Genomic DNA, 24,693 nt, shown 5'->3' with positions numbered 1-24,693 from the left:
GAACCGGAAGCGGCCGGACTGGTCATAAGCAGGTTACCCAACCCCGTACCAACCGAACGTACCTACCGAGCGTACTCACGCAGAACCGCCGCCATGAAGACATTCGCCGCCTTGTTTGCCACGATCGCCGCCGTGAGCGGTCTGCTGATGACCGCGCCCGCCGCCCAGGCCGCGCCGACCGAAGGCAAGGATTACCAGGTCCTGAAGGCGCCGCAGCCCGTGCCGGCCGGCAAGATCGAAGTGACCGAGTTCTTCTGGTATGGCTGCCCGCACTGCTACGACTTCGAGCCCGAGCTCGAGGCATGGGTGCACAAGCAGGGCAAGGACGTCGTGTTCAAGCGCGTGCCCGTGGCCTTCCGCGAGGACCTGCTGGCCCACACCAAGATCTTCTACACGCTGGAAGCGCTGGGCAAGCTGGAAGCGCTGCACGGCAAGGTGTTCGACGCGATCCACAAGGATCGCAAGCGCATGCTGAGCACCGATGAGATCGCCGATTTCATGGCCAAGAACGGCATCGACCGCAAGCAGTGGGTCGATACCTTCAACTCGTTCTCGGTGACGACCAACGCCCAGCGCGCGAACAAGATCGCCGACGCCTACAAGATCGACGGCGTGCCGACGATCGTCGTGCAGGGCAAGTACGTGACGTCGCCGTCGATCGCGGGCACGAAGGGTGCCGCCATCCAGGCGATGGACTTCGTCGTGACCGGCGTGCGCGACAAGAAGCTCTGATCCGACGGCCTTCCCGCCGCACTGCCATGACGGCCCGGCGCACCGAGAGGTGCCCCGGGCCGTCTTGTCTTGGGGCAGCTTCAACGCTTACAGTGAAACGATGCGACCTCTGAAAGTTTTTCTCACCGGGGCGTCCAGCGGCATCGGGCAGGCGCTGGCGCGCGAGTACGCGGCACAGGGCGCCGTGCTCGGGCTCGTCGGCCGCAACGAGGCGGCGCTGCGCGACTTCGCGGGGACGCTGCCGAATCCCAATGCGGTGCGCGTCTATGCGGCCGATGTGCGCGATGCCGGCGCGATGGCGCGCGCGGCCGAAGACTTTCTGGCGCACTTCGGCTGCCCCGACGTGGTGATCGCCAGCGCGGGGATTTCCATCGGCACGGTCGCGGAGGCGCGCGAAGACCTCGAGGTCGCCCGCGCCGTCATGGACACGAACTGGTACGGCACGCTCGCGACGTTCCAGCCGTTTCTGCCCGCGATGCAGGCGCGCGCGCCGGGACTCGGCGGCCTGCGCGGCACGCTGGTGGGCATTGCGAGCGTGGCGGGTGTGCGCGGTCTCGCGGGCGGCGGGGCGTACAGCGCATCCAAGGCGGCCGTGGTGAAGCTGTGCGAGTCGCTGCGGCTCGAACAGAAACCGCATGCGATCCGCGTGGTGACGATCGCGCCCGGCTATATCCGCACGCCGATGACCGCGCATAACCCTTACCGCATGCCGTTCCTGATGGATGCCGACCGCTTCGCGCGGAAGGCCGTGCGCGTGATCGCCGCGGGCAAGCGCTACCGCGTGCTGCCGTGGCAGATGGGGGTGGTCGCGTCGGTGCTGCACGTCATGCCGCGCTGGCTCTATGACCGGCTGTTCGCCAACGCGCCGCGCAAGCCGAGGCAGGAGAACCCGAAGTGAGGGGGGAGATGAGTGACGGAGCGCATCGGACCGACGCACTCGGCCACGTGCATGCGGTGGCCGGCGCGGAGGCGCGCATTGCATCGCTGGTGCCGTCGATCACCGAGCTGTTGTTCGCACTCGGGCTTGGCAATCAGGTCGTCGCGCGCACGGGATTCTGCGTCCATCCCGAGCCGGACGTGCGCGCGGTGCCGAAAGTGGGCGGGACCAAGGACGTGCAGCTGGACAAGCTGCGCGCGCTCGCGCCCACGCACGTCATCGTCAATATCGACGAGAACCGCCGGGACACGGTGGAGGCGATTCGCGCATTCGTGCCGCATGTGATCGTGACCCATCCGTGCGCACCCGAGGACAACATGCCGTTGTATCGGCTGCTCGGCGCGATCTTCGGACGCGCGGCGCAGGCGGAGGCGCTCGTCGCCGCGCTGGAAGCCGAACTCGATGCGCTCGGGCAGGCGGCCTGGCCCGCGCGGCGCGTGCTCTACGCGATCTGGCAGGACCCATGGATGACGGTGTCGCGCGACACCTATATCAGCCGCATGCTCGCGCGCGTGAACTGGCAGACCTGGCCGGCGGCGACGCCGGAGGTCTGTGTCGATGGCGATTGCAGCCGTCCGAACGCGGCGGGCGAGCGCTATCCGACGTTCCGGTGGAGCGACGCGCTCGTGCGCGATCTCGATGCGGTGCTGCTCTCGACCGAGCCGTACCGCTTTACCGAGACGCATGCCGATGCGCTGGAACGGCAGCTGGGGCTGCCCGTGCTGCTCGTCGATGGCGAGATGCTGTCGTGGTACGGCAGCCGCGCGGTGGCCGGCATGCGCTATCTGGCCGGCCTCGCGCGCGAAGGCTTCTAGCCCGGCCTACGCCGCGCGGAAGCGGAAGATGCCGTCGTCGCCAGCCTCGCGCACGAGCTGGCCGCGATGCCACAGCGCGTGGAGGTGCGCGAGCGCCTCGCCCATCGCGAACGTCAGCTGGTGGATATCGAACTGGCGGTGGAAGATGACGCCGACGATGTCGTGCGCATTGCACGGCTTCTCCGCGCAGGCGGCGAGCGTTTCCGCGAGGCGATCGACGTGGTGCTCGTGCAGTTGCCGCAGCCGCGTATGCAGATTGCGGAACGGCCGGCCGTGCGACGGCAGGATCAGCACATCCTCGGGCAGGCCTTCGTACTTGCGGAGCGAATCGAGGTAGAGCTGCAGCGGATTGGCCTCGGGCTCCATGTCGAACACGCTCACGTTGGTCGAAATGCGCGGCAGCACCATGTCGCCCGAGATCAGCACGTTGGTTGTGGCGTTGTAGAGCGCCACATGTTCCGGTGCGTGCCCGAAGCCCGTGATCACGCGCCATTCCGCGCGCGCGGCATCGTTCCCCAGCTTTACGGTGTCGCCATCCATGAGCCGCCGGTATTGTCCCGGCAGGTCGGGCACGAGCGACGGGTAGTAGCTCTTGCGCGCGCGCAGTTTCTCGAGCATTTCCGGATCGGTCAGCCCGTGGCGCTCGAAGTGGCTCGCCGCGAAGTCGCCGCCGGCGTTGGAGCCCGCGCCGGTGCCGCTGTTCATGACGCGCGCCGTCATGTAGTCGCCCAGGCTCATCCACAGCCGCACGTTCCAGCGCTTGCACAGCCAGTGCGCGAGGCCGACGTGGTCTGGATGGCAGTGCGTGACCAGCACGCGGAGCACCGGCAGGCCGTCGAGGTGGTGCGCGAAGATCGTCTCCCAGTGCGCCTGGATCGCGTCGTTGGTGATGCCGCAATCGATGATGGTCCAGCCTTCCTGGCCATCGAGACGGTCCCGCACGAGCCACAGATTGATATGGTCGAGCGCGAACGGCAGCGGCATGCGCAGCCAGTAGATGCCGGGGGCCACTTCCTGCCGCGTGCCCGGCTCGGGCAGCGTGTCGCCAAAGGGATATTGGAGCTGGTGTTCGAGTGCGTTCATGGGAAGTCTCTGCGGGACGTTGTCAGACGATGCGGTTGACGCTAACGTTAACGTCAATCGGGGCGCCCGTGTGCCCATCTTAGTCGAAAACTTGACCATACAACGAACTTTCCCGCACGATCGTTCGCTTTTTTTGCAGCATTCTTTTTCGCAGCATTCTTCCTCATCGCTCATGCCGGCTCAGTCCTCTTCCGCCACTTATACGATTACCGACCTCGCGCGCGAGTTCGACGTGACGCCGCGCGCGATCCGGTTCTACGAGGATCAGGGCCTGCTGTCGCCCGAGCGCGAAGGGCCCGGCGGACGCAAGCGCGTCTACAACGGGCGCGAGCGCACGCGGCTCAAGCTCACGCTGCGCGGCAAGCGGCTGGGGCTCACGCTCAATGAAATCAAGGAGATCCTCGATCTCTACGAATCCCCGCGCGACACCGCGCCGCAGCTCGAGCGCTTTCTGCATGCCCTTGCGCAGCATCGGGAGACGCTTGAGCGCCAGATGGAGGACTTGCAGGCGCAGCTGGCCGAGATCGATGCGCACGAGCGGCAGTGCCGGACACTGCTCGCGGGGCGCCGGGAAAGCGCGGCATGAACCATCCGATACGCGTCTGCACTAGTTGACGTTTACGTAAACGTAAATAGAATATCCCCAGTCCGATCGGCCCCCAAGGAGCGTCCATGTCCGCCTCACCCGCTATCGATGGCCCGAACGATGGCCCGAACGATGCCTTGAACGGTGCCTCGCGCGCGGCGCTCGCGCCGGGCCGCGCCGACGCCATCGCGGCCAGCTTTGCGCGGCAGGGGATGATGCGGACGCTCGGCGCACGCATCGAGCGCGTCGTGCATGGCGAGGTGGAACTGTCGATGCCGTGGTCCGACGCGGTGACCCAGCAGCACGGGTTCTTCCACGGCGGCGCGATTGGCGCGCTGGCCGATACCGCGTGCGGCTACGCCGCGCTGTCGGTGGTCGGCGAAGGCGAGGCCGGGCTGACGGCCGAGTACAAGATCAACCTGCTGTCGCCCGCGCAGGGCGAACGGCTCGTGGCGGTGGCGCGGGTACTCAAGCCGGGCCGCACGCTCGTGGTCGCGCAGGGGGACGTATTTGCAGAGCAGGCGGGGCGCCGCAAGCAGGTGGCCACGATGCTGATGACGCTGTGCGTGGTCCGCACGCTGGACCACGTCTGACACCGATGGCAAGACAGAACGCAGAACACAGGAGACCGACATGACCGAGTTGCCAGGCCTGAGATTCGATCTCGGCGAGGATATCGAGATGCTGCGCCACGCCGTGCGCGACTGGGCGCAGGCCGAGCTGGCGCCGCGCGCGGCCGAGATCGACCGCACGGACCAGTTTCCGATGGACGCGTGGAAGAAGATGGGCGACCTCGGCGTACTCGGCATTACCGTGGCGGAGGAGTACGGCGGCGCCAATATGGGCTACCTCGCCCATATGATCGCGATGGAAGAGATCAGCCGCGCGTCGGCGTCGGTCGGCCTCTCCTACGGCGCGCATTCGAATCTCTGCGTGAACCAGATTCATCGTAACGGCACCCCGGCGCAGCGCGCGAAGTACCTGCCGAAGCTGGTCTCCGGCGAGTGGATCGGCGCGCTCGCGATGAGCGAGCCCAACGCGGGGTCGGACGTCGTCAGCATGAAGCTGCGCGCGGATCTGCGCGGCGACCGCTACGTGCTCAACGGCACCAAGATGTGGATCACCAACGGACCGGACTGCGACGTGCTCGTGGTCTACGCGAAGACCGAGCCCGACCTCGGCGCGCGCGGGATGACGGCCTTTATCGTCGAGAAGGGCATGAAGGGCTTCTCGGTCGCGCAGAAGCTCGACAAGCTCGGCATGCGCGGCTCCCATACGGGCGAGCTCGTGTTCCAGGACGTCGAGGTGCCGGTGGAGAACGTGCTGGGCGCCGAGAATGGCGGCGCGAAGGTGCTGATGAGCGGGCTCGACTACGAGCGCGCGGTGCTGTCGGGCGGCCCGGTGGGCATCATGCAGGCCTGCATGGACGTGGTTACGCCGTATATCCACGACCGCAAGCAGTTCGGCCAGAGCATCGGCGAATTCCAGCTGATCCAGGGCAAGGTCGCGGACATGTACACGACGCTGCAGGCCGCGCGCAGCTACCTGTACACCGTGGGCAAGAACCTCGACGCGCTGGGGACCGGCCATGTGCGCCAGGTCCGCAAGGACTGCGCGGCCGTCATCCTGTACACGGCCGAGAAGGCGACGTGGATGGCGGGCGAGACGGTGCAGATTCTCGGCGGTAACGGTTACATCAACGAGTACCCCGCGGGCCGCCTGTGGCGCGATGCCAAGCTGTACGAGATTGGCGCGGGCACGTCCGAGATCCGCCGCATGCTGATTGGCCGGGAATTGTTCGCGGAAACGATGTAAATACGAAAGGCGAACTACAATTTCGCCTGCTGTCACCCACACGCCACGTTACGCCACGTCACGCCCGATCCGGTCGCCATGTCGCATTTTCCCAAGCTGCTCTCCTCGCAGATTGCCTACGACGTGGCCCGCACGATGCTGGACGGTTTCGACCGTCATTACCGGCTGTTCCGCGACGTGGCGAAGGATGCGAAGTCGCGCTTCGAGGCTGGCGACTGGCACGCGCTGCAGCGGCTGCAGCGCGACCGCATCGCGTTCTATCACGCGCGCGTCGGCGAGACGATTCGCGCGCTGGTCGACGAATACGATGCGGAGACGATCGGCGACGAGATCTGGCAGCAGGTCAAGCTGCACTATATCGGGCTGCTGACGCGCCACCATCAGCCCGAGCTCGCGGAGACGTTCTTCAATTCGGTCTGCACGCGCATCCTGCATCGTTCGTACTTCAACAACGATTTCATCTTCGTGCGGCCCGCGATCTCGACCGAGTACCTCGAGAACGAGGAATCGCCCGCGTTGTCCCCATTCCGGCCGACTTACCGTGCCTACTACCCAGGCTCCCGCGCGGGCATGGCGGCCTGCTTCGAACGCATCGTCCACAACTTCCAGCTCGACGTGCCGTTCGAGGACCTGCCGCGCGATATCGGCTACGTGCTGCGCGCCATCGAGGCGCACCATGGCGAGTTCCGCATCGCGCCGAATTTCCAGGTCCACACGCTGTCGTCGCTGTTCTTCCGCAACAAGTCGGCGTTTATCGTCGGGCGGATGGTCAACGGCGACCGCACGTATCCGCTCGTGATTCCGATCGTGCATGGCGCGTCGGGCCGGCTCGTGCTCGACACGGTGCTGCTGCGCACCTCGCAGATCCTGGTCCTGTTCTCGTTCGCGCACGCGTACTTCATGGTCGATATGGAGATACCGTCCGCGTATGTGACGTTCCTGCGCGACCTCATGCCGCGCAAGCCGCGCGGCGAGATCTATACCGCGCTGGGTTTGCACAAGCAGGGCAAGAACCTGTTCTACCGCGACTTCCTGCATCATCTGCAGCATTCGTCCGATCGCTTCGTCGTGGCGCCCGGCATTCGCGGGCTCGTGATGCTCGTGTTCACGCTGCCCTCGTATCCCTATGTCTTCAAGGTGATTCGCGATACCATCCCGGCGCCGAAGGACACCACGCGCGCGCTCGTCCGGAGCAAGTACCAGTTGGTCAAGCAGCACGACCGTGTGGGCCGCATGGCCGATACGCTCGAGTATTCGGACGTCGCGTTTCCGCGCTCGCGCTTCGATGAGGCACTGCTGCGCGAGCTGGAGCGCGAGGTGCCGTCGATGATCGAATACCGGCGGGCGCGCGATGGCGGCGACGAGGTGGTGCTGCGGCACGTCTATATCGAGCGCCGCATGACGCCGCTGAACCTGTGGCTGCAGGAAGGCGACGACGCGCAGGTGGACCACGGCATTGCCGAGTACGGCAATGCCGTGAAGGAACTGATGGCGGCCAACATCTTTCCGGGCGACATGCTGTACAAGAACTTCGGCGTCACGCGCCACGGGCGCGTGGTGTTCTACGACTACGACGAAGTGGAGTACCTGACCGACTGCAATTTCCGCCGCGTGCCCGCGCCGCGCAACGAGGAAGAGGAAATGTCGGGCGAGCCGTGGTATAGCGTAGGGCCGCGCGACGTGTTTCCCGAGACGTTCCGTACGTTCCTGCTTGGCGATACGCGCGTGCGCGACGCATTTCTGCGGCATCATCCAGATTTTTTCGACGCTGCCATGTGGCAGGGTTACAAGGACCGGCTTCTGGCCGGACACGTTTATGACTTTTTTGCCTACCAGACTCAAGAACGATTCAGCCAGCGCTTTGGCCCAGCCGAGCCTCGGCCTCAGCCCCATTCGCAACCGCAGCCAAGGAGAGTGGCATGAGTGACGCGATTGCCCAGCTGTTCCGCAACAACCGTGACTGGGTGGACCGCGTCAACGCGGAAGACCCGCAGTTCTTCACGCGTCTGGCCAACCAGCAGGCGCCCGAGTACCTGTGGATCGGCTGCTCCGATTCGCGCGTACCGGCCAACCAGATTCTCGGGCTGGCCCCGGGCGAGGTGTTCGTCCACCGCAATATCGCCAACGTCATCTCGCATAGCGACCTGAACGCGCTGTCGGTGATCCAGTTCGCGGTAGAAGTGCTGAAGGTGCGCCACATCACCGTGGTCGGCCACTACGGCTGCGGCGGCGTGAAGGTCGCGCTCAAGCGCGAGCGGATCGGGCTGGCCGACAACTGGCTGCGCCATGTGCGCGACGTGGCCGACAAGCACGATGCCTACCTCGGCACGCTGCTGCGCGAGGAAGACGCGCATACGCGCCTCTGCGAGCTCAACGTGATCGAACAGGTCAACAACCTGTGCCAGACCACCGTGCTGCAGGATGCCTGGGCCCGCGGCCAGGCCGTGACCGTGCATGGCTGGGTCTACGGCGTATCCGATGGCCTGCTGCGCGACCTCGGCGTGGCGGCCAGCAACAACGACGAGCTGAACGAACAGATCTCGGCGGTCTATCGCCAGTACGGCGATCCCCCGCACGTAGCCGTTCCCTGACCGGCGGCATTGAGACAACAGGAGACACGACATGCAAGACCCAATCGTCATCGTATCGGCCGCGCGCACCCCGATGGGCGCGTTTCAGGGCGAACTGTCCGCGCTGACCGCGCCGCAGCTGGGCGCCGCCGCCATTCGCGCGGCGGTGGAGCGCGCGGGCATCAGGCCGGAGCAGGTGCAGGAAGTGGTGTTCGGCTGCGTGCTGCCGGCGGGCCAGGGCCAGGCGCCCGCGCGCCAGGCCGCGCTCGGCGCGGGACTGCCGCTCGACGTGGCCTGTACCACGGTGAACAAGATGTGCGGGTCCGGCATGCGTGCGGCCATGACGGTGTTCGACGGCCTGCTCGCGGGCGCGTTCGACATCGCCGTGGCCGGCGGCATGGAGAGCATGACCAATGCGCCGTACCTGATTCCGAAAGGCCGGGGCGGGTATCGCATCGGCCACGGCATGATCTACGACCACATGATGCTGGACGGCCTGGAAGATGCCTACGACAAGGGCCGCGCGATGGGCACGTTCGGCGAGGACTGCGCGGCCAAGTACGAATTCACGCGCGCGCAGCAGGACCAGTTCGCGATCGAGTCCGTGACGCGCGCCCAGCAGGCTGCCGCCAACGGCGACTTCAAGTGGGAGATCGCGCCCGTGACCGTGGCCGCGAAAGGCGGCGACGTCACGATCGACAGCGATGAAGGTCCGCGCCGCATCAAGACCGAGAAGATCCCGTCGCTGAAGCCCGCGTTCGCGAAGGACGGCACCATCACCGCGGCGTCGTCGTCCTCGATCAACGACGGCGCGGCCGCGCTCGTGATGATGCGCGAGTCCACCGCCAGGGCGCTGGGGCTGCAGCCGCTCGCGCGCATGCTCGGCCATACGTCGCACGCGCAGGCGCCGGGCTGGTTTACGACCGCGCCGGTGGAAGCGATCGCCAAGCTGTACCGCAAGCTCGACTGGACCACCGACAGCGTGGACCTGTTCGAGATCAACGAGGCATTCGCGGTGGTACCGATGGCCGCGATGCACGATCACCGCATTCCGCGCGAGAAGGTCAATATCCATGGCGGCGCGTGCGCGCTGGGCCATCCGATCGGCGCCTCGGGCGCGCGCATTCTCACGACGCTGATCGGCGCGCTGCGCAAGACCGGCGGCAAGCGCGGCGTGGCCTCGCTGTGCATCGGCGGCGGCGAAGCCACCGCGGTCGGCATCGAGATGGTCTGACGCCATGCCGACCGTACTCGTTGTGGGCGCCTCGCGCGGCATCGGCCTCGAATTCGTGCGGCAGTACCGCGGCGACGGCTGGCGCGTGATCGCCACCGCCAGGCGCGACGAAGACGTGGCCGCGCTGAAGGAACTCGGCGCCGAAGCGCACAAGCTCGACGTGACCGATCCCGGCGCGGTGGCGGGCCTCGGCTGGAAGCTCGATGGCGAATCGCTCGACGTGGCGATCTACAACGCCGGCGTGATGAGCCCGCGCACCCAGGGCGCGCAGCCGGTCACGCCGGAGGACTTCGATGCCGTGATGCATGTCAACGTGCTCGGCGCGATGATGGCACTGCCGATGGTGCTGCCGAGCGTGGAGACCGGGCACGGCGGCAAGGGCGGCGTGCTCGCCGTGCTGTCGTCGCGCATGGGCAGCATCGGCGGCATGGAGGCGAATAGCGCGTGGCTCTATCGCGTGAGCAAGGCCGCGCTCAATGCCGTGCTGCGCGCGTTGTCGATCGACGCCAGGCATGCGACCTGCCTCGCCTTTCATCCGGGCTGGGTACAGACCGACATGGGCGGCGGCAACGCCGACGTGACGCCGCACGACAGCGTCGCGGGCATGCGCCGGATGATCGCATCGGCCACGCGCAAGCATCACGGCAGCTTCCATAACTATGACGGCACCGCATTGCCATGGTGACGCCCGCGGGCGCATGGCAGGGGTAGGGGACACGACATGCTGCTGAGCACCGAACAGGAAATGATCCGCGACGCCGTGCGGCAGTTCGCGCAGGAGGTCATCGCGCCGCAAGCCGCGCAGTGGGATCGCGACAAGACGTTCCCGCACGCGGTGCACAAGGAACTGGCCGCGCTCGGCGCGTACGGCGTGGCCGTGCCCGAAAGCTATGGCGGCGCGGGACTCGACTATCTGTCGCTGGCGCTGATCCTCGAGGAGATCGCGGCCGGCGACGGCGGCACCTCGACGGTCATCAGCGTGAACAACTGCCCCGTGTGCAGCATGCTGATGGCGTTCGCGAACGAGGCGCAGAAACAGCAGTGGCTGGTCCCGCTCGCGCGCGGCGAGATGCTCGGCGCGTTCTGCCTGACGGAGCCGCATGTCGGTTCCGATGCGTCGGCGCTGCGCACGACGGCAACGCGCGATGGCGACCATTACGTGATCAATGGCGTCAAGCAGTTCATCACGAGCGGCAAGCACGCGGACGTGGCGATCGTGCTCGCGGTCACCGACAAGGCGGCGGGCAAGCGCGGCATCAGCGCGTTCGTGGTGCCGACCTCGACGCCCGGATACGTGGTCGCGCGGCTCGAGGACAAGCTGGGCCAGCATTCGTCGGATACCGCGCAGATCGTGTTCGAGGATTGCCGCGTGCCGGCGGCGAACCTGCTGGGCGAGGAGGGCGAAGGCTACCGCATGGCGCTCTCCGGCCTCGAGGGCGGGCGTATCGGCATCGCGTCGCAGAGCGTCGGCATGGCGCGCGCGGCGTTCGAGGCCGCGCTGGCCTACGCGAAGGAGCGCGAGAGCTTCGGCCAGCCGCTGTTCGCGCATCAGGCCGTGCAGTTCCGCCTGGCGGATATGGCCACGCGCATCGACGTGGCGCGGCAGATGGTCTGGCACGCGGCCGCGCTGCGCGATGCCGGCAGGCCCTGCCTCAAGGAAGCCGCGATGGCCAAATTGTTCGCCAGCGAGATGGCCGAGGGGGTATGCTCGGATGCCATCCAGGTGTTCGGCGGCTATGGCTACGTGAACGATTTCCCGGTGGAACGGATCTACCGGGATGTGCGCGTGTGCCAGATCTACGAGGGCACCAGCGATATCCAGAAGATTTTGATTGCGCGCGCGCTCGCGTGAGCGTCGCGCGGTGGTTTCTCTCTCATCGATGCACCTGACCCACGGAGCCCCCCAGCCATGACCGCACCGATCGATTTCTACTTCGACTTCTCCTCGCCTTACGGCTATTTCGCGAGCACCTGCATCGACGAGATCGCGCAGAAGTACGGGCGCTATGTCGCGTGGCATCCGATCCTGCTGGGCGCGGTGTTCAAGACCACGGGCTCGGCGCCGTTGACGAGCGTGCCGATCAAGGGCGAATACTGCTGGCGCGATTTCGAGCGCACGGCGCAGTACCACGGCATCGACTACAAGCGCCCCTCGCACTTTCCGCTGCCGACGCAGCATCCCGCGCGCGCGATGCTGTGGCTGCAGAATCATCATGGCGCCGATATCGCGACGGCGTTCGGCAAGGCCGTCTATCGCGCGCTGTTCGCCGAGGACGTGAACATCGCCGAGCCGGCCGAGATCGCGCGCATCGCCGAGTCGCTCGGCCTCGACGGGCAGGCCGTGAACGAAGGCGCCACCGGCTACCAGATCAAGGACCAGCTCAAGGCGGAGGTCGATGTGGCCATGGCCAAGGGCGTGTTCGGTTCGCCGTTCGTGATCGTCGATGGCGAGCCGTTCTGGGGCTTCGACCGCTTCGACCAGATCGAGGAACATCTCAAGAGCCGCCGCCAGACCGAGCTGCGCGCCGTTCCCGACATCAACAAGGAAAAGAAACCCGCATGACCGAAGGTATCAACGACAACCGGAAAGCCTCCCGCTTCGACTGCGTGATCTTCGATTGCGACGGCGTGCTCGTCGATAGCGAGCCGCTCGTGCATCGGCTGCTGAACCAGATGCTCAACGAGCTCGGCATCGCGATCACGCTCGAGGAATCGGTGCGCTGGTTCCTCGGCCGCACCGTGCGCGAGGAACTGCCCGAGATCGAACGCCGGCGCGGCGCGCCGCTGCCCGATAACTGGCTGTCGACCTGGCTCGCGCGCCGCAACGCGATGCTCGAGGCCGAGGTGGAGGCGATTCCGCACGTGCGCGATGCCATCACCGCGATTGCCGCCACGGGCATGCCGATCTGCGTGGCCTCGGGCGCGGACCGCGTCAAGGTCAAGCTGCAGCTGACGCGCACGGGTCTCGTGGAGCTGTTCCAGCAGGACGACCGCGAGCATATCTTTTCATCGACCGAAGTCGAGCGCAGCAAGCCCGCGCCCGACGTCTACCTGCTGGCGGCGCGCACGATGGGCGTCGATCCGTCGCGCTGCGCGGTCGTCGAGGACAGCCCGGCGGGCATCACCGCCGGCGTGGCCGCCGGCATGACCGTGTTCGGCTATGCCGCGCGCAACGACGCGGGCATGCTGCGCGAAGCCGGCGCCTCGACCACGTTCACGGACATGCGCGCGCTGCCGGAGCTGGTCGCATGACCACGCGCCAGAAGGCATCCGGAGCGAACCCGTGCCCCTGCGGGCATGCGAGCTATGCCGGGTGCTGTGGCCGCTTTCACCGCGGCGAGGCATCGCCGCCGACGGCCGAGGCGCTGATGCGCTCGCGATATAGCGCCTACGTGCTGGGGCTGGCCGACTGGCTGCGCCAGACCTGGCACGCGAGCACATGCCCGCGCGATGTGTCGCCCGACGCGGACACGCGCTGGCTCGGCCTCACGGTCAAGGCGCACGCGCAGCAGGACGACACGCACGCGACGGTGGAGTTCGTCGCGCGCTACAAGATCGGCGGGCGCGCGTGGCGCCTGCACGAGCGCAGCCGGTTCGTGTTCGAGCCGCGCGAACCGGGCGAGGCCGCGCGGTGGCTGTACGTCGACGGCGACATGCTGGGCGAGGCCGCCTGAAGACCATATCGACAAGACGCAACGAGAGACGACAGGAAGACGACGCATGCCCACGCTGGAAACCAAACTCAACGCGCGTTCGGAAGCGTTCAAGGCGAACGCCGATGCCATGCAGGCGCTCGTGGCCGACCTGAAGACGAAAATCGCCGGGCTCGCGCAGGGCGGCGGCGAGGAAGCGCGCGCGAAGCACCTGTCGCGCGGCAAGCTGCTGCCGCGCGATCGCGTGCAGCAACTGCTCGATCCGGGCACGCCGTTCCTCGAGTTCTCGCAGCTGGCGGCGTACGGCATGTACGACGATGCGGCGCCGGGCGCCGGCATCATCACGGGCATCGGCCGCGTGGCCGGCCAGGAGTGCGTGATCGTCTGCAACGATGCGACGGTGAAGGGCGGCACTTATTACCCGATGACCGTCAAGAAGCACGTGCGCGCGCAGGAGATCGCCGAGCAGAACCATCTGCCGTGCATCTACCTCGTCGATTCGGGCGGCGCGAATCTGCCGAACCAGGACGACGTGTTTCCGGACCGCGACCACTTCGGCCGCATCTTCTACAACCAGGCGAACCTGTCGAAGCAGGGCATTCCGCAGATCGCCGTGGTGATGGGCTCCTGCACGGCGGGGGGCGCCTACGTGCCCGCGATGAGCGACGAGTCCATCATCGTGAAGAACCAGGGCACGATCTTCCTCGGTGGTCCGCCGCTCGTGAAGGCGGCCACCGGCGAAGAGGTCAGCGCGGAGGACCTCGGCGGCGCGGACGTGCATACGCGGCTCTCGGGCGTGGCCGACTACTTCGCGCAGAACGATGCCCATGCGCTCTCGCTCGCGCGCAATATCGTGCAGCATCTGAACCGCCGCAAGCCGGACCAGATCCGCCTGCACGAGCCCGTGCCGCCGCGCTATCCGGTGGACGAGCTGTATGGCGTGATCCCGACCGACACGCGCAAGCCGTACGACGTGCGCGAAGTCATCGCGCGCATCGTCGACGATTCCGAGTTCGACGAGTTCAAGGCGCGCTACGGCACCACGCTGGTCTGCGGATTCGCGCGCATCTGGGGCTACCCCGTAGGCATCATCGCGAACAACGGCATCCTGTTCTCGGAGTCCGCGCTCAAGGGCGCGCATTTCATCGAGCTGTGCTGCCAGCGCAAGATTCCGCTCGTGTTCCTGCAGAACATCACGGGCTTCATGGTCGGCCGCAAGTACGAGAACGAAGGCATCGCGCGCAACGGCGCGAAGATGGTGACCGCCGTGGCCACGGCGCAGGTGCCGAAGTTCACGGTGATCATCGGCGGCTCGTTCGGGGCTGGCAACTACGGCATGTGCGGGCGCGCGTATTCGCCGCGCTTCCTGTGGATGTGGCCGAACGCGCGCATCTCGGTCATGGGCGGCGAGCAGGCCGCGAGCGTGCTTGCCACCGTGCGGCGCGACGGCATCGAGGGCCGCGGCGGCCAGTGGAGCGCGGCCGACGAAGAGGCGTTCAAGCAGCCGATTCGCGACCAGTACGAGGTGCAGGGCCATCCGTACTATGCGAGCGCGCGGCTGTGGGACGACGGCGTGATCGATCCCGCGCAGACGCGCACGGTGCTCGGCCTCGGCCTGTCGGCAAGCCTCAACGCGCCGATCGACGACATGAAGTTTGGCGTTTTCCGGATGTAAGGATTCGATGTCTTTTGTGCGGCATGGGCTGGCGTGGCTGACGATGTGGGCGATGATGGTGCCGGGGATGGCTGCGTCCGCGCACGCACAATCCTCGCCGGCCGTATTGCCGCCGCGCGTGACCGAGCAGGTGGTGATGGTGCCGAAGGTCGGCACGCTGTTCACCGTGGAGCTGGAGACCACGATCTTCCGCCCCCCCGGCGACGGTCCGTTTCCGCTCGTCGTGATCAGCCATGGCAAGGCACCCGGCAAGCCCGCCTTCCAGGGCCGCGCGCGTTTCACCGCCCAGAGCGCCGAGTTCCTCAAGCGGGGCTACGTGGTCGCGCTGCCGATGCGGCAGGGCTTCTCGCGCTCGGGCGGCATGTATATCGGCGGCGGCTGCAATGTGCAGGCGAACGGCCTGATGCAGGCGGAGGACCTCGTCGCCGCGCTCGACTACATGACGCGGCAGTCGTACGTCGACGCCGAGCGCATCGTGATGATCGGCCAGTCGCACGGCGGCCTCTCGACGATGGCGTTCAATGCGATCGGCTATCCGGGCGTGCGCGGCGTGATCAACTTCGCGGGCGGCCTGCGCAACGAGAGCTGCGCCGGCTGGGAAGACAACCTCGTCGATGCGTTTGCCGACTATGGCCGCACCGCGCGCTATCCGTCGCTCTGGATCTACGGCAGCAACGACAGCTACTGGCCGTGGCCGTTGCCGGAGAAGATGTTCAACAGCTACAAGGCGACCGTGAGCGGCTCGGCCGCGGACGCCACGTTCGTCGACGTCGGCGAGTTCGAATTCGATTCGCACCGGCTGTTCAGCAGCCGCAATGGCATTCGCGTGTGGCTGCCGCCCGTGGAGGCGTTTCTGCGCCGCGTGGGCATGCCCGCCGAATGACGTCCTACTTTCATCTGGAGCCAGCATGAACTTCACCACGCTTGCCGTCACCGTCGCCTCGCACGTGGCCACGGTCACGCTGAACCGGCCCGATGTGCGCAATGCCTTCAACGAGACCGTGATCGCGGAACTCACCGGGGCCTTCCGCGCGCTCGGCGACACGCCCGACGTGCGCGCCATCGTGCTGGCCGGTAATGGCCCGGCCTTCTGCGCGGGCGCGGATCTGAACTGGATGAAGAAGATGGCCGGCTACTCGGACGACGAGAACCGCGCCGACGCGCTGACGCTCGCACAGATGCTGCACACGATCTGGGCCTGCCCGAAGCCCGTGATCGCGCGCGTGCATGGCGATACCTACGCGGGCGGCGTCGGGCTCGTGGCGGCCTGCGACATCGTCGTGGCCGCGCAGCCGGTGCAGTTCTGCCTGTCGGAGGCGCGCCTGGGGCTCATGCCCGCGACGATCAGCCCGTACGTCATCCGCGCGATGGGCGAGCAGGCCTCGCGCCGCTACTTCATCACGGCCGAGCGCTTCGACGCGGCCGAGGCGCTGCGGCTCGGCTTCGTGCATGCCATGACGGCGCCGGATGCGCTCGACGCGAAGGTCGCGGAGATCGCGGCGGCGCTGGTGGCCAACAGCCCCAACGCCGTGCGCGAGAGCAAGCGGCTGGTGCAGGACGTTGCCGGCGCGCCGATCGACGACGGCCTGCTGGCGCTTACGGCCGACCGCATCGCGCAGATCCGTGCGTCGGACGAAGGGCGCGAGGGGGTGCGGTCATTTCTCGAAAAACGCACGCCGTCGTGGCGTCCCGCCTGAGGTGCGGCATGAAGATTTGCGGCGATATCCGCACGTAATGCCGACAGGAGCGCGCCGTTGCGGTGGCGGAATGCCTGCGCCGCCCGCAACATCGCGCAACGTCCGGCAACATGCCGGCAACGCGTCGTCCGAATCCGGTTTGCCAAGACCCTGCTGACATCCCTACCATGAGGCTCCCCAATCCACCCGCCCATTCGACCCCGGCCAGCCCTGTCTGGCCCGGTGCGTTTGCGGGTGGCAAACGTAGTAGGAGGGTCCTCTTGGAACACCTGTCCCCCCCGGATTCGGCCGGACTTGCCGCCCGTAGCGCGCGTGCCGTGTGGCATCCGTGCACGCGTCTGCGGCCCGACGCCAATATCCCGCCGCTCGCCATCGCGCGCGGCGAAGGGCCGTGGCTCATCGATGCCAACGGCCAGCGTTATTTCGACGCCATCAGCTCGTGGTGGGTCAACCTGTTCGGCCATGCCAACCCGGCCATCAACGCCGCGATCGTCGATCAGCTGCAGACGCTCGAACACGTGATGCTGGCCGGCTGCACGCACGAGCCCGCCGTGGCGCTTGCGGAGCGGTTGTCCGCGCTGACCGGCGGCGCGCTCGGCCATGCGTTCTACGCATCCGACGGCGCATCGGCGGTGGAGATCGCGCTCAAGATGAGCTTCCACTACTGGCGCAATACGGGCCTTTCGGCCAAGCGCGAGTTCGTGTGCCTGCGTGACGGCTATCACGGCGAGACCGTGGGCGCGCTCGCGGTGACGGACCTCGAGGTGTTCCGCGACGCGTACGAAGCGCTGACGCGGCGCGCGCACGTGGTGATGTCGCCCGATGCCCGGCAGGCCCGTCGCGGCGAGACGGCCGCCGACGTGGCCGCCCGCGCGCTGGCCGAGCTCGAGGCGCTGCTGCGCGAGCGCGGCGGCCAGATCGCGGCGCTGATCGTCGAGCCGCTCGTGCAGTGCGCGGCCGGCATGGCGATGTACGACCCGTCGTACCTCGAGGGCGCGCGCGCGCTGTGCGACCGCTATCGCGTGCATCTGATCGCGGACGAGATTGCGGTCGGTTGCGGCCGCACCGGTACGTTCTTCGCGTGGGAGCAGTCGCGGAGCGGCGCGCAGGCGAACGACGCCGCCACCGAGGAGCGGCTGCCCGCGCGTGCGTGGCCCGATTTCCTGTGCCTGTCCAAGGGCATCAGCGGCGGCTACCTGCCGCTGTCGCTCGTGCTGTCGCGCCCCGAGATCCAGCGCGCGTTCGTTTCGGACGACCTCGCGCGCAGCTTTCTCCATTCGCATTCGTACACGGGCAACCCGCTCGCGTGCCGCGCGGCGCTGGCCACGCTCGACCTGTTCGAGCAGGACGACGTGCTGGCCCGCAACCGCGAGCGCGCGCAATGGCTGGCCGAAGCGTTTGCGCCGATGGCCGCCGACGCGCGCGTGCGCAACGTGCGCCAGCAGGGCATGATCTGGGCCGCCGATATCGACGCGGGCGCGGCGGGCAGCGACTTCGCGGTGCGCTTCCATCGCGCGGCGCTCGCGCGTGGCGTGCTGGTCCGCCCGATCGGCCATACGCTGTACGTGATGCCGCCGTACGTCTTCGATGCCGCGCAGGCGCGCTGGCTCGGCGAGCAACTGTTCGCGACGCTCGACGAGGTGACCGCGCAGGTCACCGAACCAGAACCGGAGGTACGCCGTGTTGCTTGATCATCTGAAACGCGCGGCCGCCGAACGCGAGGCGCAGGCCCTGACGCGCCGCCGCCGTATTGCCCATACCGCGTGCGCGCCGCACCAGTCGGTGGGCCCGCTGGACCAGCCTCCTGCCTCGCTGCTGACGTTCTGCAGCAACGACTACCTGGGCCTGGCCGATCACCCCGCGCTCGCCGATGCGCTGGCCGATGGCGCGCGCCGCTATGGCGCGGGCAGCGGTGCCTCGCATCTCGTGAGCGGACATTCGATCGCGCATGCGCAGCTTGAAGCGCGGCTGGCCGAATGGCTGGCGCCGTCCATTCCCAATGCGCGCGCGCTGTACTTCTGCACGGGCTACATGGCCAACCTCGCGGTGCTGACCGCGCTCGGCGCCGCCGGCGCGACGCTGTTCTGCGAATCGCTGAACCATGCGTCGCTGATCGACGGCGCGCGCCTCGCGAAGGCCGACGTCGTGCGCTACCCGCATGGCGACGTGGCCACGCTCGCGACGCAGCTGGCCGAGAGCCGGAGCGCGCTCAAGCTGATCGTCACCGACAGCGTGTTCAGCATGGATGGCGACATCGCGCCGCTGTCCGCGCTGCTTGCGCTGGCCGAGGCGCACGACGCGTGGCTGATCCTCGACGACGCGCACGGCTTTGGTGTGCTCGGCGAGCAGGGCCGCGGCGTGCTCGAGCATCTTGGCCTCGTGTCGGAGCGGCTGATCTACCTCGGCACGCTGGGCAAGGCCGCGGGCGTGGCGGGCGCATTCGTCGCCGCGCACGAACTGATCGTCGAGCATCTGATCAATACCGCGCGTCCGTATATCTATACGACGGCCGCGCCGCCGGCCGTGGCGCACGCGCTGCTGACGAGCCTCGATCTGATCGAAGGCGACGAAGGCCACGCCCGCCGCGCGCATCTGGCGCGGCTGATCGCGCAACTGCGCGACGGGCTCGGCGCGCTGGCCGCGCAGGCGGGCTGGGAACTCGGCGACAGCGATACCGCGATCCAGCCGCTGATCGTGCGCGACAACGCGCTGTCGCTGGCGTTGTCCGTGGCGCTCGAGGCCGAAGGCATTCGCGTGGGCGCCATTCGTCCGCCGACCGTCGCGGCCGGTACCGCGCGCCTGCGCATCACGCTGTCGGCCTCGCATACGGAGGCCGATGTGCGCCGTCTGCTCGACGCACTCGCGCGCGCCGCCGCACAGGTTGCAGCCGGTGAGGGCGCGGCGCCGATCGACTGCAAGGAGGCCGCATGAGCGAGCACACCGGCGACCGCACGCTCGCACGCAATGCCGCATTGCGTCCCGAGCGCGTGGCGTGCTTCGTGACCGGTACCGACACCGGCGTCGGCAAGACGCATGCGAGCGCGACGCTGCTGCATGCGCTCCATCTCGGCGGCTACAGCACCACGGGCATGAAGCCCGTGGCGAGCGGTGGCGAATGGCTGGACGAGCGCTGGCAGAACGACGACGTCGAACAGCTGCGCGCGGCCGGCTCGATCATCGCGCCGCAGGAAGAGATGTGCCCGTTCCTGATGCGCATGCCCGTGTCGCCGCATCTGGCCGCCGCCATGGAAGGCGTGCGCATTACGCGCGAACCGATCCGCGATGCGTTCCACGCGCTGCAACGCCGTGCCGATGCCGTCGTCGTCGAAGGTGTCGGCGGGTTCCAGGTGCCGCTCGACGTGGGCGCCACGCGCTGGAACACGGCCGACCTCGCGGTCATGCTGGACCTGCCCGTCGTGATGGTGGTCGGCGTCCGCCTCGGCTGCCTGAGCCACGCGATGCTGACCGCCGAGTCGATTCGCGCGCGCGGGCTCCGGCTCGCGGGCTGGATCGCCAATCGCATCGATCCGGACATGCTGCTGCCCGACGAGAACATCGTCACGCTGGTCGATATGCTCGACGCGCTCGACGTGCCCCTTCTCGGCCAGCTGCCGTGGCAGGTGGCGCCGGCCATCGCCGCCAGCCAGCTTGACCTCGGGCCGCTCTATGCGACCATCCGGGATATGGAACGCAGGGACTGACCGTCCCCCCCACCGAATACAGAAAACCGAAACGATCATGACTCAAACGACCATCTCCGCCACCGTCTCCGCCACCATCTCGCCCGATAGCCTGCGCCAGACCGCCCGCAACATTGCCGCCGGTGCGCCCAAGGACACCGATGCCTGGCGCGTCGACGACGTGGCCGCGCTGTTCGCGCTGCCGTTCAACGACCTGCTGTTCCGCGCGCAACAGGTGCATCGCGAGCACTTCGACGCGAACACCGTGCAGCTGTCCACGCTGCTGTCCATCAAGACGGGCGGCTGCGAAGAGGATTGCGGCTACTGCCCGCAGAGCGCGCACCATGACGCCGGCGTGAAGGCCGAGAAGCTGATGGCGCTGGACGAGGTGCTGGAAGCCGCGCGCGCGGCCAAGGCCAATGGCGCCACGCGCTTCTGCATGGGCGCCGCCTGGCGCAGCCCGAAGGAGCGTCACCTCGAGCCCGTGATCGACATGGTGCGCGAGGTCAAGGCCATGGGCCTCGAGACCTGCGTCACGCTCGGCATGCTGAAGGCCGAGCAGGCGCAGCGCCTCAAGGATGCCGGTCTCGATTACTACAACCACAACCTCGACACGTCGCCCGAGTTCTACGGCAAGATCATCACCACGCGCACGTACCAGGATCGTCTCGACACGATCGGCCACGTGCGCGAGGCGGGTATCAACGTGTGCTGCGGCGGCATCGTCGGCATGGGCGAGTCGCGCGCCGCGCGCGCGGGCCTGATCGCGCAGCTCGCGAACATGGACCCGTACCCGGAGTCGGTGCCCATCAACAACCTCGTGCAGGTGGAGGGCACGCCGCTGGCCGGCACCGAGGCGCTGGACCCGTTCGAGTTCGTCCGCACGATCGCGGTGGCGCGCATCACGATGCCGCGCGCGATGGTGCGTCTGTCCGCCGGCCGCGAGGCGATGGACGAAGCGTTGCAGGCGCTGTGCTTCATGGCCGGCGCCAATTCGATTTTCTATGGCGAAAAGCTGCTGACCACCGGCAACCCGCAGGCCGACCGCGACCGCGCGCTGCTCGCGCGCCTCGACATTCGCGCGGAAGGCTACGCGGGGTAATACCCGACGGTGCAACGCAGACTGGCCGCCCCCGACCACAAGAAGGAGGAGAGCCATGTTTCAGAAGGTCCTGATCGCCAACCGCGGCGAGATTGCCTGCCGCGTGGCCGCCACGTGCCGCCGCCTGGGCATTCGCACGGTGGCGGTCTATTCCGACGCCGACGCGGAAGCGCGGCATGTCGCGTATTGCGACGAGGCGATTCATATCGGCGGCGCGGCCGCGCGTGACAGTTATCTGCGCGCGGACCACATCATCGAGATGGCCCGCGACGCGGGCGTGCACGCGATTCACCCGGGCTATGGGTTCCTGTCCGAGAACGACGCGTTTGCCGAGGCCTGCGCCGAGGCGGGCATGGTGTTCATCGGGCCGCCCGCGTCCGCGATTCGCGCGATGGGCAGCAAGAGCGCGGCCAAGCAGCTGATGGAGCGGGCCGGTGTGCCGCTGGTGCCCGGCTATCACGGCGAGGACCAGGATCCCGCGCTGCTGCGCGCGGAGGCCGATCGCATCGGCTATCCGGTGCTCATCAAGGCCAGCGCCGGCGGTGGCGGCAAGGGCATGCGCGTCGTCGAGTCCGGCGATGCGTTCGAGGCTGCGCTCGCGTCCGTGCGGCGCGAGGCGTCGGCGAGCTTCGGCGACGACAAGGTGCTCGTCGAGAAGTACCTCACGCGGCCGCGCCATATCGAGATCCAGGTGTTCGCCGACACGCATGGCAATTGCGTGTACCTGTTCGAGCGCGACTGCTCGGTGCAGCGCCGTCATCAGAAGGTGCTCGAGGAAGCGCCGGCGCCGGGCATGACCGAAGATCGCCGCCGCGCGATGGGCGAAGCCGCGGTGGCTGCCGCGCGCGCGGTGGGGTACGTCGGCGCGGGCACGGTCGAGTTCATCGCGAACCAGGACGGGTCGTTCTACTTCATGGAGATGAACACGCGGCTGCAGGTCGAGCATCCGGTGACCGAAATGATCACCGGGCAAGACCTCGTCGAGTGGCAGCTCCGTGTCGCCGCGGGCGAGCCGCTGCCGTTGACGCAGGAGCAGTTGCGCATCGACGGGCATGCGATCGAGGCGCGCATCTACGCCGAGAATCCCGAGAAGGGCTTTTTGCCATCGACCGGCACGCTGCGCTTCCTGCGCACGCCGCCGGCCGTGCAGTTCATGCGCGGTGGCGATGCGCATGGTCCCGCGGGTGTGCGCATCGACGCGGGCGTGCGCGAGGGCGATGCGATCAGCCCCTTCTACGACCCGATGATCGCGAAGCTGATCGTCTGGGGGCCGACGCGCGAGGCGGCGCTGGCACGCCTGTCGCAGGCGCTGGCCGGTTACCACGTGGTGGGGTTGTCGACGAACGTCGCGTTCCTGCAGCGGCTGGTGACCTCGCAGGCATTCCGCACGGCGGACCTCGACACCGGACTGATCGAGCGCAACCACGACGCGTTGTTTCCGCCCCCGCGCCCCGTAGGGATGGAAGCGGCCGCGCTCGCGGCGGCGGCGCTGCTCGCGCGCGAAGACGCCACGCGGCGCATCGACGCGAGCGATCCGCATTCGCCGTGGACCCATGCGGGCGCATGGCGGCTCAATGGCCGCGATGACCGCACGCTGCGGTTCAAATCCGGCAACGATGTGCTGGAGGTGGTGCTGCGCATCGAGTCGCGGCGCAAGACGCTGATCTTCATGGATCAGGCGACGCCGTTCGCCTACACGTTCCGCGCGGACGATATCCGCGTGGACATGGGCACGCGCCGCACGCATGGGCAGGTGCATCTGGAGGGCGACACGTTCCACGTGTTCCACGGCGGGCGCCACGCGGTGCTCGAATGGCTCGACCCGCTCGCGGTGTCGGACGCCGCGGAAGGCGAGGGCGGCAAGCTGACCGCGCCCATGCCGGGCAAGGTCATCGCGGTGATGGTCGAGCCGGGCGCGCAGGTCACGCGCGGCACGCCGCTGCTCGTCATGGAAGCGATGAAGATGGAGCATACGATCAGCGCGCCCGTGGACGGCGTGGTGGCCGAGGTGCTGTACGGCGTGGGGGAACAGGTGACGGAAGGCGCGCAGTTGCTGGCGTTTGCCGTACCCGAAACAGCGTAGCGGTGGGCTCGGTCCAATCCGAATCCATGCCAAAATCGCAGGCATCCCCTTACAACAATCACACGGAGTCGAGATGAAGTTGCAGTTGTACGTGCCGGACGGCCGCTATGCCCCCTGGATTGAAGGTTTCGCCGAGGCGTTGCCCGAGGCGCAGTGCCTGACCTGGGAGGAATCCCGCGATATCTCCAGCGACAAGCAGGTGGACTTCGCGGTCGTCTGGCGTCCCCCGGTCGAGATGCTGCGCGGCCGCACCGATCTGCGCGCCATCTTCAATCTCGGCGCCGGTGTGGACGGCATCCTGCGGCTGCGTGACAACGACGCGAATGCGTTGCCCGCGGGCGTGCCGATCGTCCGCCTCGACGACGCCGGCATGGCCGCGCAGATGGCCGAATACGTGAGCGCCGCCGTGCTGCGCGATTTCCGCAAGCTCGACGCCTACGCCGCGCAGGCCGCCGCCGGCACGTGGAAGTTCATCAAGCCCCATCGCCGCGCGGACTTCACGATCGGCGTGATGGGCATCGGCACGCTGGGCAGCCATATCGCCCGCACGCTGGCCCAGTTCGGCTTTCCCGTGCGCGGCTGGAGCCGTTCGCCGAGGCAGGTGGAGGGCGTGCAGGCGTTCCACGGCGAAGACGGCCGCGCCGCGTTCCTCGACGGCCTGCGCGTGCTCGTCAACGTGCTGCCGCTGACGCCGGACACCGAGAACATCATCGACGCCGATCTGCTGAAGCGTCTGGCACCGGGCGCCCACCTCGTCAACGTCGCGCGCGGCCAGCATCTGGTCGAGGCCGACCTCCTCGCCGCAGTGCAGTCGGGCCAGATCGGCGGCGCGACGCTCGACGTGTTCCGCGAAGAGCCGCTGCCGGCCGAGCATCCGTTCTGGAAGGAGCCGCGCATCACGATCACGCCGCATATCTCGGCGCTCACGCTGCGCGAGGACAGCATCGCGCAGATCGCCGGCAAGATCCGCGCGCTCGGCGAAGGACGCCCCATCGCGGGCATCGTCGATATCGACCGCGGGTACTGAACGC

Annotated in this window: 24 protein-coding genes; 23 read left to right on the top strand and 1 reads right to left on the bottom strand. The window is 67.7% G+C overall.

Annotated features, from left to right (window positions below):
- Positions 1 to 93: 93 nt before the first annotated feature.
- From FOB72_RS14135 to FOB72_RS14125, 3 genes are all read left to right on the top strand, one after another.
- The gene (locus tag FOB72_RS14135; protein WP_150373143.1) at positions 94 to 732 is read left to right on the top strand and encodes a thiol:disulfide interchange protein DsbA/DsbL; all 639 of its coding nucleotides are present in this window, start codon (positions 94 to 96) and stop codon (positions 730 to 732) included.
- A 100-nt stretch (positions 733 to 832) separates the two neighbouring features.
- Positions 833 to 1,630, top strand: a complete 798-nt coding sequence (locus FOB72_RS14130; protein WP_150373142.1) for an SDR family oxidoreductase — start codon at positions 833 to 835, stop codon at positions 1,628 to 1,630.
- An 8-nt stretch (positions 1,631 to 1,638) separates the two neighbouring features.
- Positions 1,639 to 2,484 (top strand): helical backbone metal receptor, encoded by an 846-nt coding sequence (locus FOB72_RS14125; RefSeq protein ID WP_150373140.1) that lies wholly within the window; start codon positions 1,639 to 1,641, stop codon positions 2,482 to 2,484.
- A gap of 6 nt (positions 2,485 to 2,490) precedes the next feature.
- On the opposite strand, the gene FOB72_RS14120 is transcribed toward FOB72_RS14125, so the two are convergent.
- Positions 2,491 to 3,567 (bottom strand): MBL fold metallo-hydrolase, encoded by a 1,077-nt coding sequence (locus FOB72_RS14120; protein ID WP_150373138.1) that lies wholly within the window; start codon positions 3,565 to 3,567, stop codon positions 2,491 to 2,493.
- Between the two features lie 172 nt (positions 3,568 to 3,739).
- Between FOB72_RS14120 and FOB72_RS14115 the strand changes: the two genes are divergently transcribed.
- The 20 genes from FOB72_RS14115 (at position 3,740) to FOB72_RS14020 (ending at position 24,689) form a co-directional block, all read left to right on the top strand.
- On the top strand, positions 3,740 to 4,153 hold the full coding sequence (locus FOB72_RS14115; RefSeq protein WP_150373136.1) for a MerR family transcriptional regulator: 414 nt from the start codon (positions 3,740 to 3,742) through the stop codon (positions 4,151 to 4,153).
- Between the two features lie 212 nt (positions 4,154 to 4,365).
- Complete coding sequence (locus FOB72_RS14110; RefSeq protein WP_223851524.1) at positions 4,366 to 4,746, top strand: PaaI family thioesterase; 381 nt, start codon at positions 4,366 to 4,368, stop codon at positions 4,744 to 4,746.
- Positions 4,747 to 4,786: 40 nt separating this feature from the next.
- Positions 4,787 to 5,968 carry an isovaleryl-CoA dehydrogenase gene (locus FOB72_RS14105; protein ID WP_150373133.1) on the top strand — a complete coding sequence of 394 codons (1,182 nt, stop codon included), beginning with the start codon at positions 4,787 to 4,789 and terminating at the stop codon, positions 5,966 to 5,968.
- Positions 5,969 to 6,046: 78 nt separating this feature from the next.
- On the top strand, positions 6,047 to 7,891 hold the full coding sequence (gene aceK, locus FOB72_RS14100) for a bifunctional isocitrate dehydrogenase kinase/phosphatase (protein WP_150373131.1): 1,845 nt from the start codon (positions 6,047 to 6,049) through the stop codon (positions 7,889 to 7,891).
- Positions 7,888 to 8,559 (top strand): carbonate dehydratase, encoded by a 672-nt coding sequence (gene can, locus FOB72_RS14095; RefSeq protein ID WP_150373129.1) that lies wholly within the window; start codon positions 7,888 to 7,890, stop codon positions 8,557 to 8,559. The genes aceK and can overlap by 4 nt, the downstream gene beginning before the upstream one ends.
- Positions 8,560 to 8,590: 31 nt before the next feature.
- On the top strand, positions 8,591 to 9,772 hold the full coding sequence (locus FOB72_RS14090) for an acetyl-CoA C-acetyltransferase (protein WP_150373127.1): 1,182 nt from the start codon (positions 8,591 to 8,593) through the stop codon (positions 9,770 to 9,772).
- 4 nt (positions 9,773 to 9,776) lie between these two features.
- Entirely contained in the window at positions 9,777 to 10,457 is a 681-nt protein-coding gene (locus tag FOB72_RS14085) for an SDR family oxidoreductase (RefSeq protein ID WP_150373125.1), read from the top strand.
- 36 nt (positions 10,458 to 10,493) lie between these two features.
- Positions 10,494 to 11,624, top strand: a complete 1,131-nt coding sequence (locus tag FOB72_RS14080; RefSeq protein ID WP_150373123.1) for an acyl-CoA dehydrogenase family protein — start codon at positions 10,494 to 10,496, stop codon at positions 11,622 to 11,624.
- Positions 11,625 to 11,681: 57 nt separating this feature from the next.
- Complete coding sequence (locus FOB72_RS14075; RefSeq protein WP_150373122.1) at positions 11,682 to 12,335, top strand: 2-hydroxychromene-2-carboxylate isomerase; 654 nt, start codon at positions 11,682 to 11,684, stop codon at positions 12,333 to 12,335.
- Positions 12,332 to 13,024, top strand: a complete 693-nt coding sequence (locus FOB72_RS14070) for an HAD family hydrolase (protein WP_150373120.1) — start codon at positions 12,332 to 12,334, stop codon at positions 13,022 to 13,024. The genes FOB72_RS14075 and FOB72_RS14070 overlap by 4 nt, the downstream gene beginning before the upstream one ends.
- On the top strand, positions 13,021 to 13,446 hold the full coding sequence (locus FOB72_RS14065; RefSeq protein WP_150373118.1) for a YchJ family metal-binding protein: 426 nt from the start codon (positions 13,021 to 13,023) through the stop codon (positions 13,444 to 13,446). The genes FOB72_RS14070 and FOB72_RS14065 overlap by 4 nt, the downstream gene beginning before the upstream one ends.
- 46 nt (positions 13,447 to 13,492) lie before the next feature.
- Positions 13,493 to 15,100: a carboxyl transferase domain-containing protein gene (locus FOB72_RS14060; protein WP_150373116.1), complete on the top strand. Its 1,608-nt coding sequence runs from the start codon at positions 13,493 to 13,495 to the stop codon at positions 15,098 to 15,100.
- Positions 15,101 to 15,155: 55 nt separating this feature from the next.
- On the top strand, positions 15,156 to 15,983 hold the full coding sequence (locus FOB72_RS14055; RefSeq protein ID WP_411859835.1) for a dienelactone hydrolase family protein: 828 nt from the start codon (positions 15,156 to 15,158) through the stop codon (positions 15,981 to 15,983).
- A 25-nt stretch (positions 15,984 to 16,008) separates the two neighbouring features.
- Entirely contained in the window at positions 16,009 to 16,797 is a 789-nt protein-coding gene (locus tag FOB72_RS14050; RefSeq protein WP_150373115.1) for an enoyl-CoA hydratase/isomerase family protein, read from the top strand.
- A gap of 260 nt (positions 16,798 to 17,057) precedes the next feature.
- The gene (gene bioA / locus FOB72_RS14045; protein ID WP_223851343.1) at positions 17,058 to 18,488 is read left to right on the top strand and encodes an adenosylmethionine--8-amino-7-oxononanoate transaminase; all 1,431 of its coding nucleotides are present in this window, start codon (positions 17,058 to 17,060) and stop codon (positions 18,486 to 18,488) included.
- Positions 18,478 to 19,728 carry an 8-amino-7-oxononanoate synthase gene (gene bioF / locus FOB72_RS14040; protein WP_150373111.1) on the top strand — a complete coding sequence of 417 codons (1,251 nt, stop codon included), beginning with the start codon at positions 18,478 to 18,480 and terminating at the stop codon, positions 19,726 to 19,728. Before bioA ends, bioF begins: the two co-directional genes overlap by 11 nt.
- Positions 19,725 to 20,498: a dethiobiotin synthase gene (bioD, locus tag FOB72_RS14035; RefSeq protein ID WP_150373109.1), complete on the top strand. Its 774-nt coding sequence runs from the start codon at positions 19,725 to 19,727 to the stop codon at positions 20,496 to 20,498. Before bioF ends, bioD begins: the two co-directional genes overlap by 4 nt.
- 37 nt (positions 20,499 to 20,535) lie before the next feature.
- Entirely contained in the window at positions 20,536 to 21,579 is a 1,044-nt protein-coding gene (bioB, locus tag FOB72_RS14030; RefSeq protein ID WP_150373107.1) for a biotin synthase BioB, read from the top strand.
- A gap of 55 nt (positions 21,580 to 21,634) precedes the next feature.
- Entirely contained in the window at positions 21,635 to 23,662 is a 2,028-nt protein-coding gene (locus FOB72_RS14025) for an acetyl/propionyl/methylcrotonyl-CoA carboxylase subunit alpha (protein WP_150373105.1), read from the top strand.
- A gap of 73 nt (positions 23,663 to 23,735) precedes the next feature.
- Complete coding sequence (locus FOB72_RS14020; protein WP_150373104.1) at positions 23,736 to 24,689, top strand: 2-hydroxyacid dehydrogenase; 954 nt, start codon at positions 23,736 to 23,738, stop codon at positions 24,687 to 24,689.
- Positions 24,690 to 24,693 lie beyond the last annotated feature (4 nt).

Origin of the sequence: Cupriavidus pauculus (genome assembly GCF_008693385.1) — a bacterium.
Lineage (GTDB): Bacteria > Pseudomonadota > Gammaproteobacteria > Burkholderiales > Burkholderiaceae > Cupriavidus > Cupriavidus pauculus_D.
This window is presented reverse-complemented; position numbering and strand designations above follow the sequence as displayed.

What these genes read in the sequence shown, in the direction of transcription:
- FOB72_RS14110 (WP_223851524.1), top strand. Translation starts at nt 4,366, where the DNA reads ATGATGCGGACGCTCGGCGCACGCATCGAGCGCGTCGTGCATGGCGAG.
- FOB72_RS14090 (WP_150373127.1), top strand. Translation starts at nt 8,591, where the DNA reads ATGCAAGACCCAATCGTCATCGTATCGGCCGCGCGCACCCCGATGGGC.
- bioD (WP_150373109.1), top strand. Translation starts at nt 19,725, where the DNA reads ATGAGCGAGCACACCGGCGACCGCACGCTCGCACGCAATGCCGCATTG.
- FOB72_RS14025 (WP_150373105.1), top strand. Translation starts at nt 21,635, where the DNA reads ATGTTTCAGAAGGTCCTGATCGCCAACCGCGGCGAGATTGCCTGCCGC.
- FOB72_RS14085 (WP_150373125.1), top strand. Translation starts at nt 9,777, where the DNA reads ATGCCGACCGTACTCGTTGTGGGCGCCTCGCGCGGCATCGGCCTCGAA.
- FOB72_RS14135 (WP_150373143.1), top strand. Translation starts at nt 94, where the DNA reads ATGAAGACATTCGCCGCCTTGTTTGCCACGATCGCCGCCGTGAGCGGT.
- FOB72_RS14125 (WP_150373140.1), top strand. Translation starts at nt 1,639, where the DNA reads ATGAGTGACGGAGCGCATCGGACCGACGCACTCGGCCACGTGCATGCG.
- FOB72_RS14065 (WP_150373118.1), top strand. Translation starts at nt 13,021, where the DNA reads ATGACCACGCGCCAGAAGGCATCCGGAGCGAACCCGTGCCCCTGCGGG.
- bioB (WP_150373107.1), top strand. Translation starts at nt 20,536, where the DNA reads ATGACTCAAACGACCATCTCCGCCACCGTCTCCGCCACCATCTCGCCC.
- FOB72_RS14050 (WP_150373115.1), top strand. Translation starts at nt 16,009, where the DNA reads ATGAACTTCACCACGCTTGCCGTCACCGTCGCCTCGCACGTGGCCACG.
- FOB72_RS14055 (WP_411859835.1), top strand. Translation starts at nt 15,156, where the DNA reads ATGGTGCCGGGGATGGCTGCGTCCGCGCACGCACAATCCTCGCCGGCC.
- FOB72_RS14080 (WP_150373123.1), top strand. Translation starts at nt 10,494, where the DNA reads ATGCTGCTGAGCACCGAACAGGAAATGATCCGCGACGCCGTGCGGCAG.
- FOB72_RS14060 (WP_150373116.1), top strand. Translation starts at nt 13,493, where the DNA reads ATGCCCACGCTGGAAACCAAACTCAACGCGCGTTCGGAAGCGTTCAAG.
- FOB72_RS14020 (WP_150373104.1), top strand. Translation starts at nt 23,736, where the DNA reads ATGAAGTTGCAGTTGTACGTGCCGGACGGCCGCTATGCCCCCTGGATT.
- FOB72_RS14075 (WP_150373122.1), top strand. Translation starts at nt 11,682, where the DNA reads ATGACCGCACCGATCGATTTCTACTTCGACTTCTCCTCGCCTTACGGC.
- can (WP_150373129.1), top strand. Translation starts at nt 7,888, where the DNA reads ATGAGTGACGCGATTGCCCAGCTGTTCCGCAACAACCGTGACTGGGTG.
- FOB72_RS14105 (WP_150373133.1), top strand. Translation starts at nt 4,787, where the DNA reads ATGACCGAGTTGCCAGGCCTGAGATTCGATCTCGGCGAGGATATCGAG.
- FOB72_RS14115 (WP_150373136.1), top strand. Translation starts at nt 3,740, where the DNA reads ATGCCGGCTCAGTCCTCTTCCGCCACTTATACGATTACCGACCTCGCG.
- FOB72_RS14120 (WP_150373138.1), bottom strand. Translation starts at nt 3,567, where the DNA reads ATGAACGCACTCGAACACCAGCTCCAATATCCCTTTGGCGACACGCTG.
- FOB72_RS14070 (WP_150373120.1), top strand. Translation starts at nt 12,332, where the DNA reads ATGACCGAAGGTATCAACGACAACCGGAAAGCCTCCCGCTTCGACTGC.
- FOB72_RS14130 (WP_150373142.1), top strand. Translation starts at nt 833, where the DNA reads ATGCGACCTCTGAAAGTTTTTCTCACCGGGGCGTCCAGCGGCATCGGG.
- aceK (WP_150373131.1), top strand. Translation starts at nt 6,047, where the DNA reads ATGTCGCATTTTCCCAAGCTGCTCTCCTCGCAGATTGCCTACGACGTG.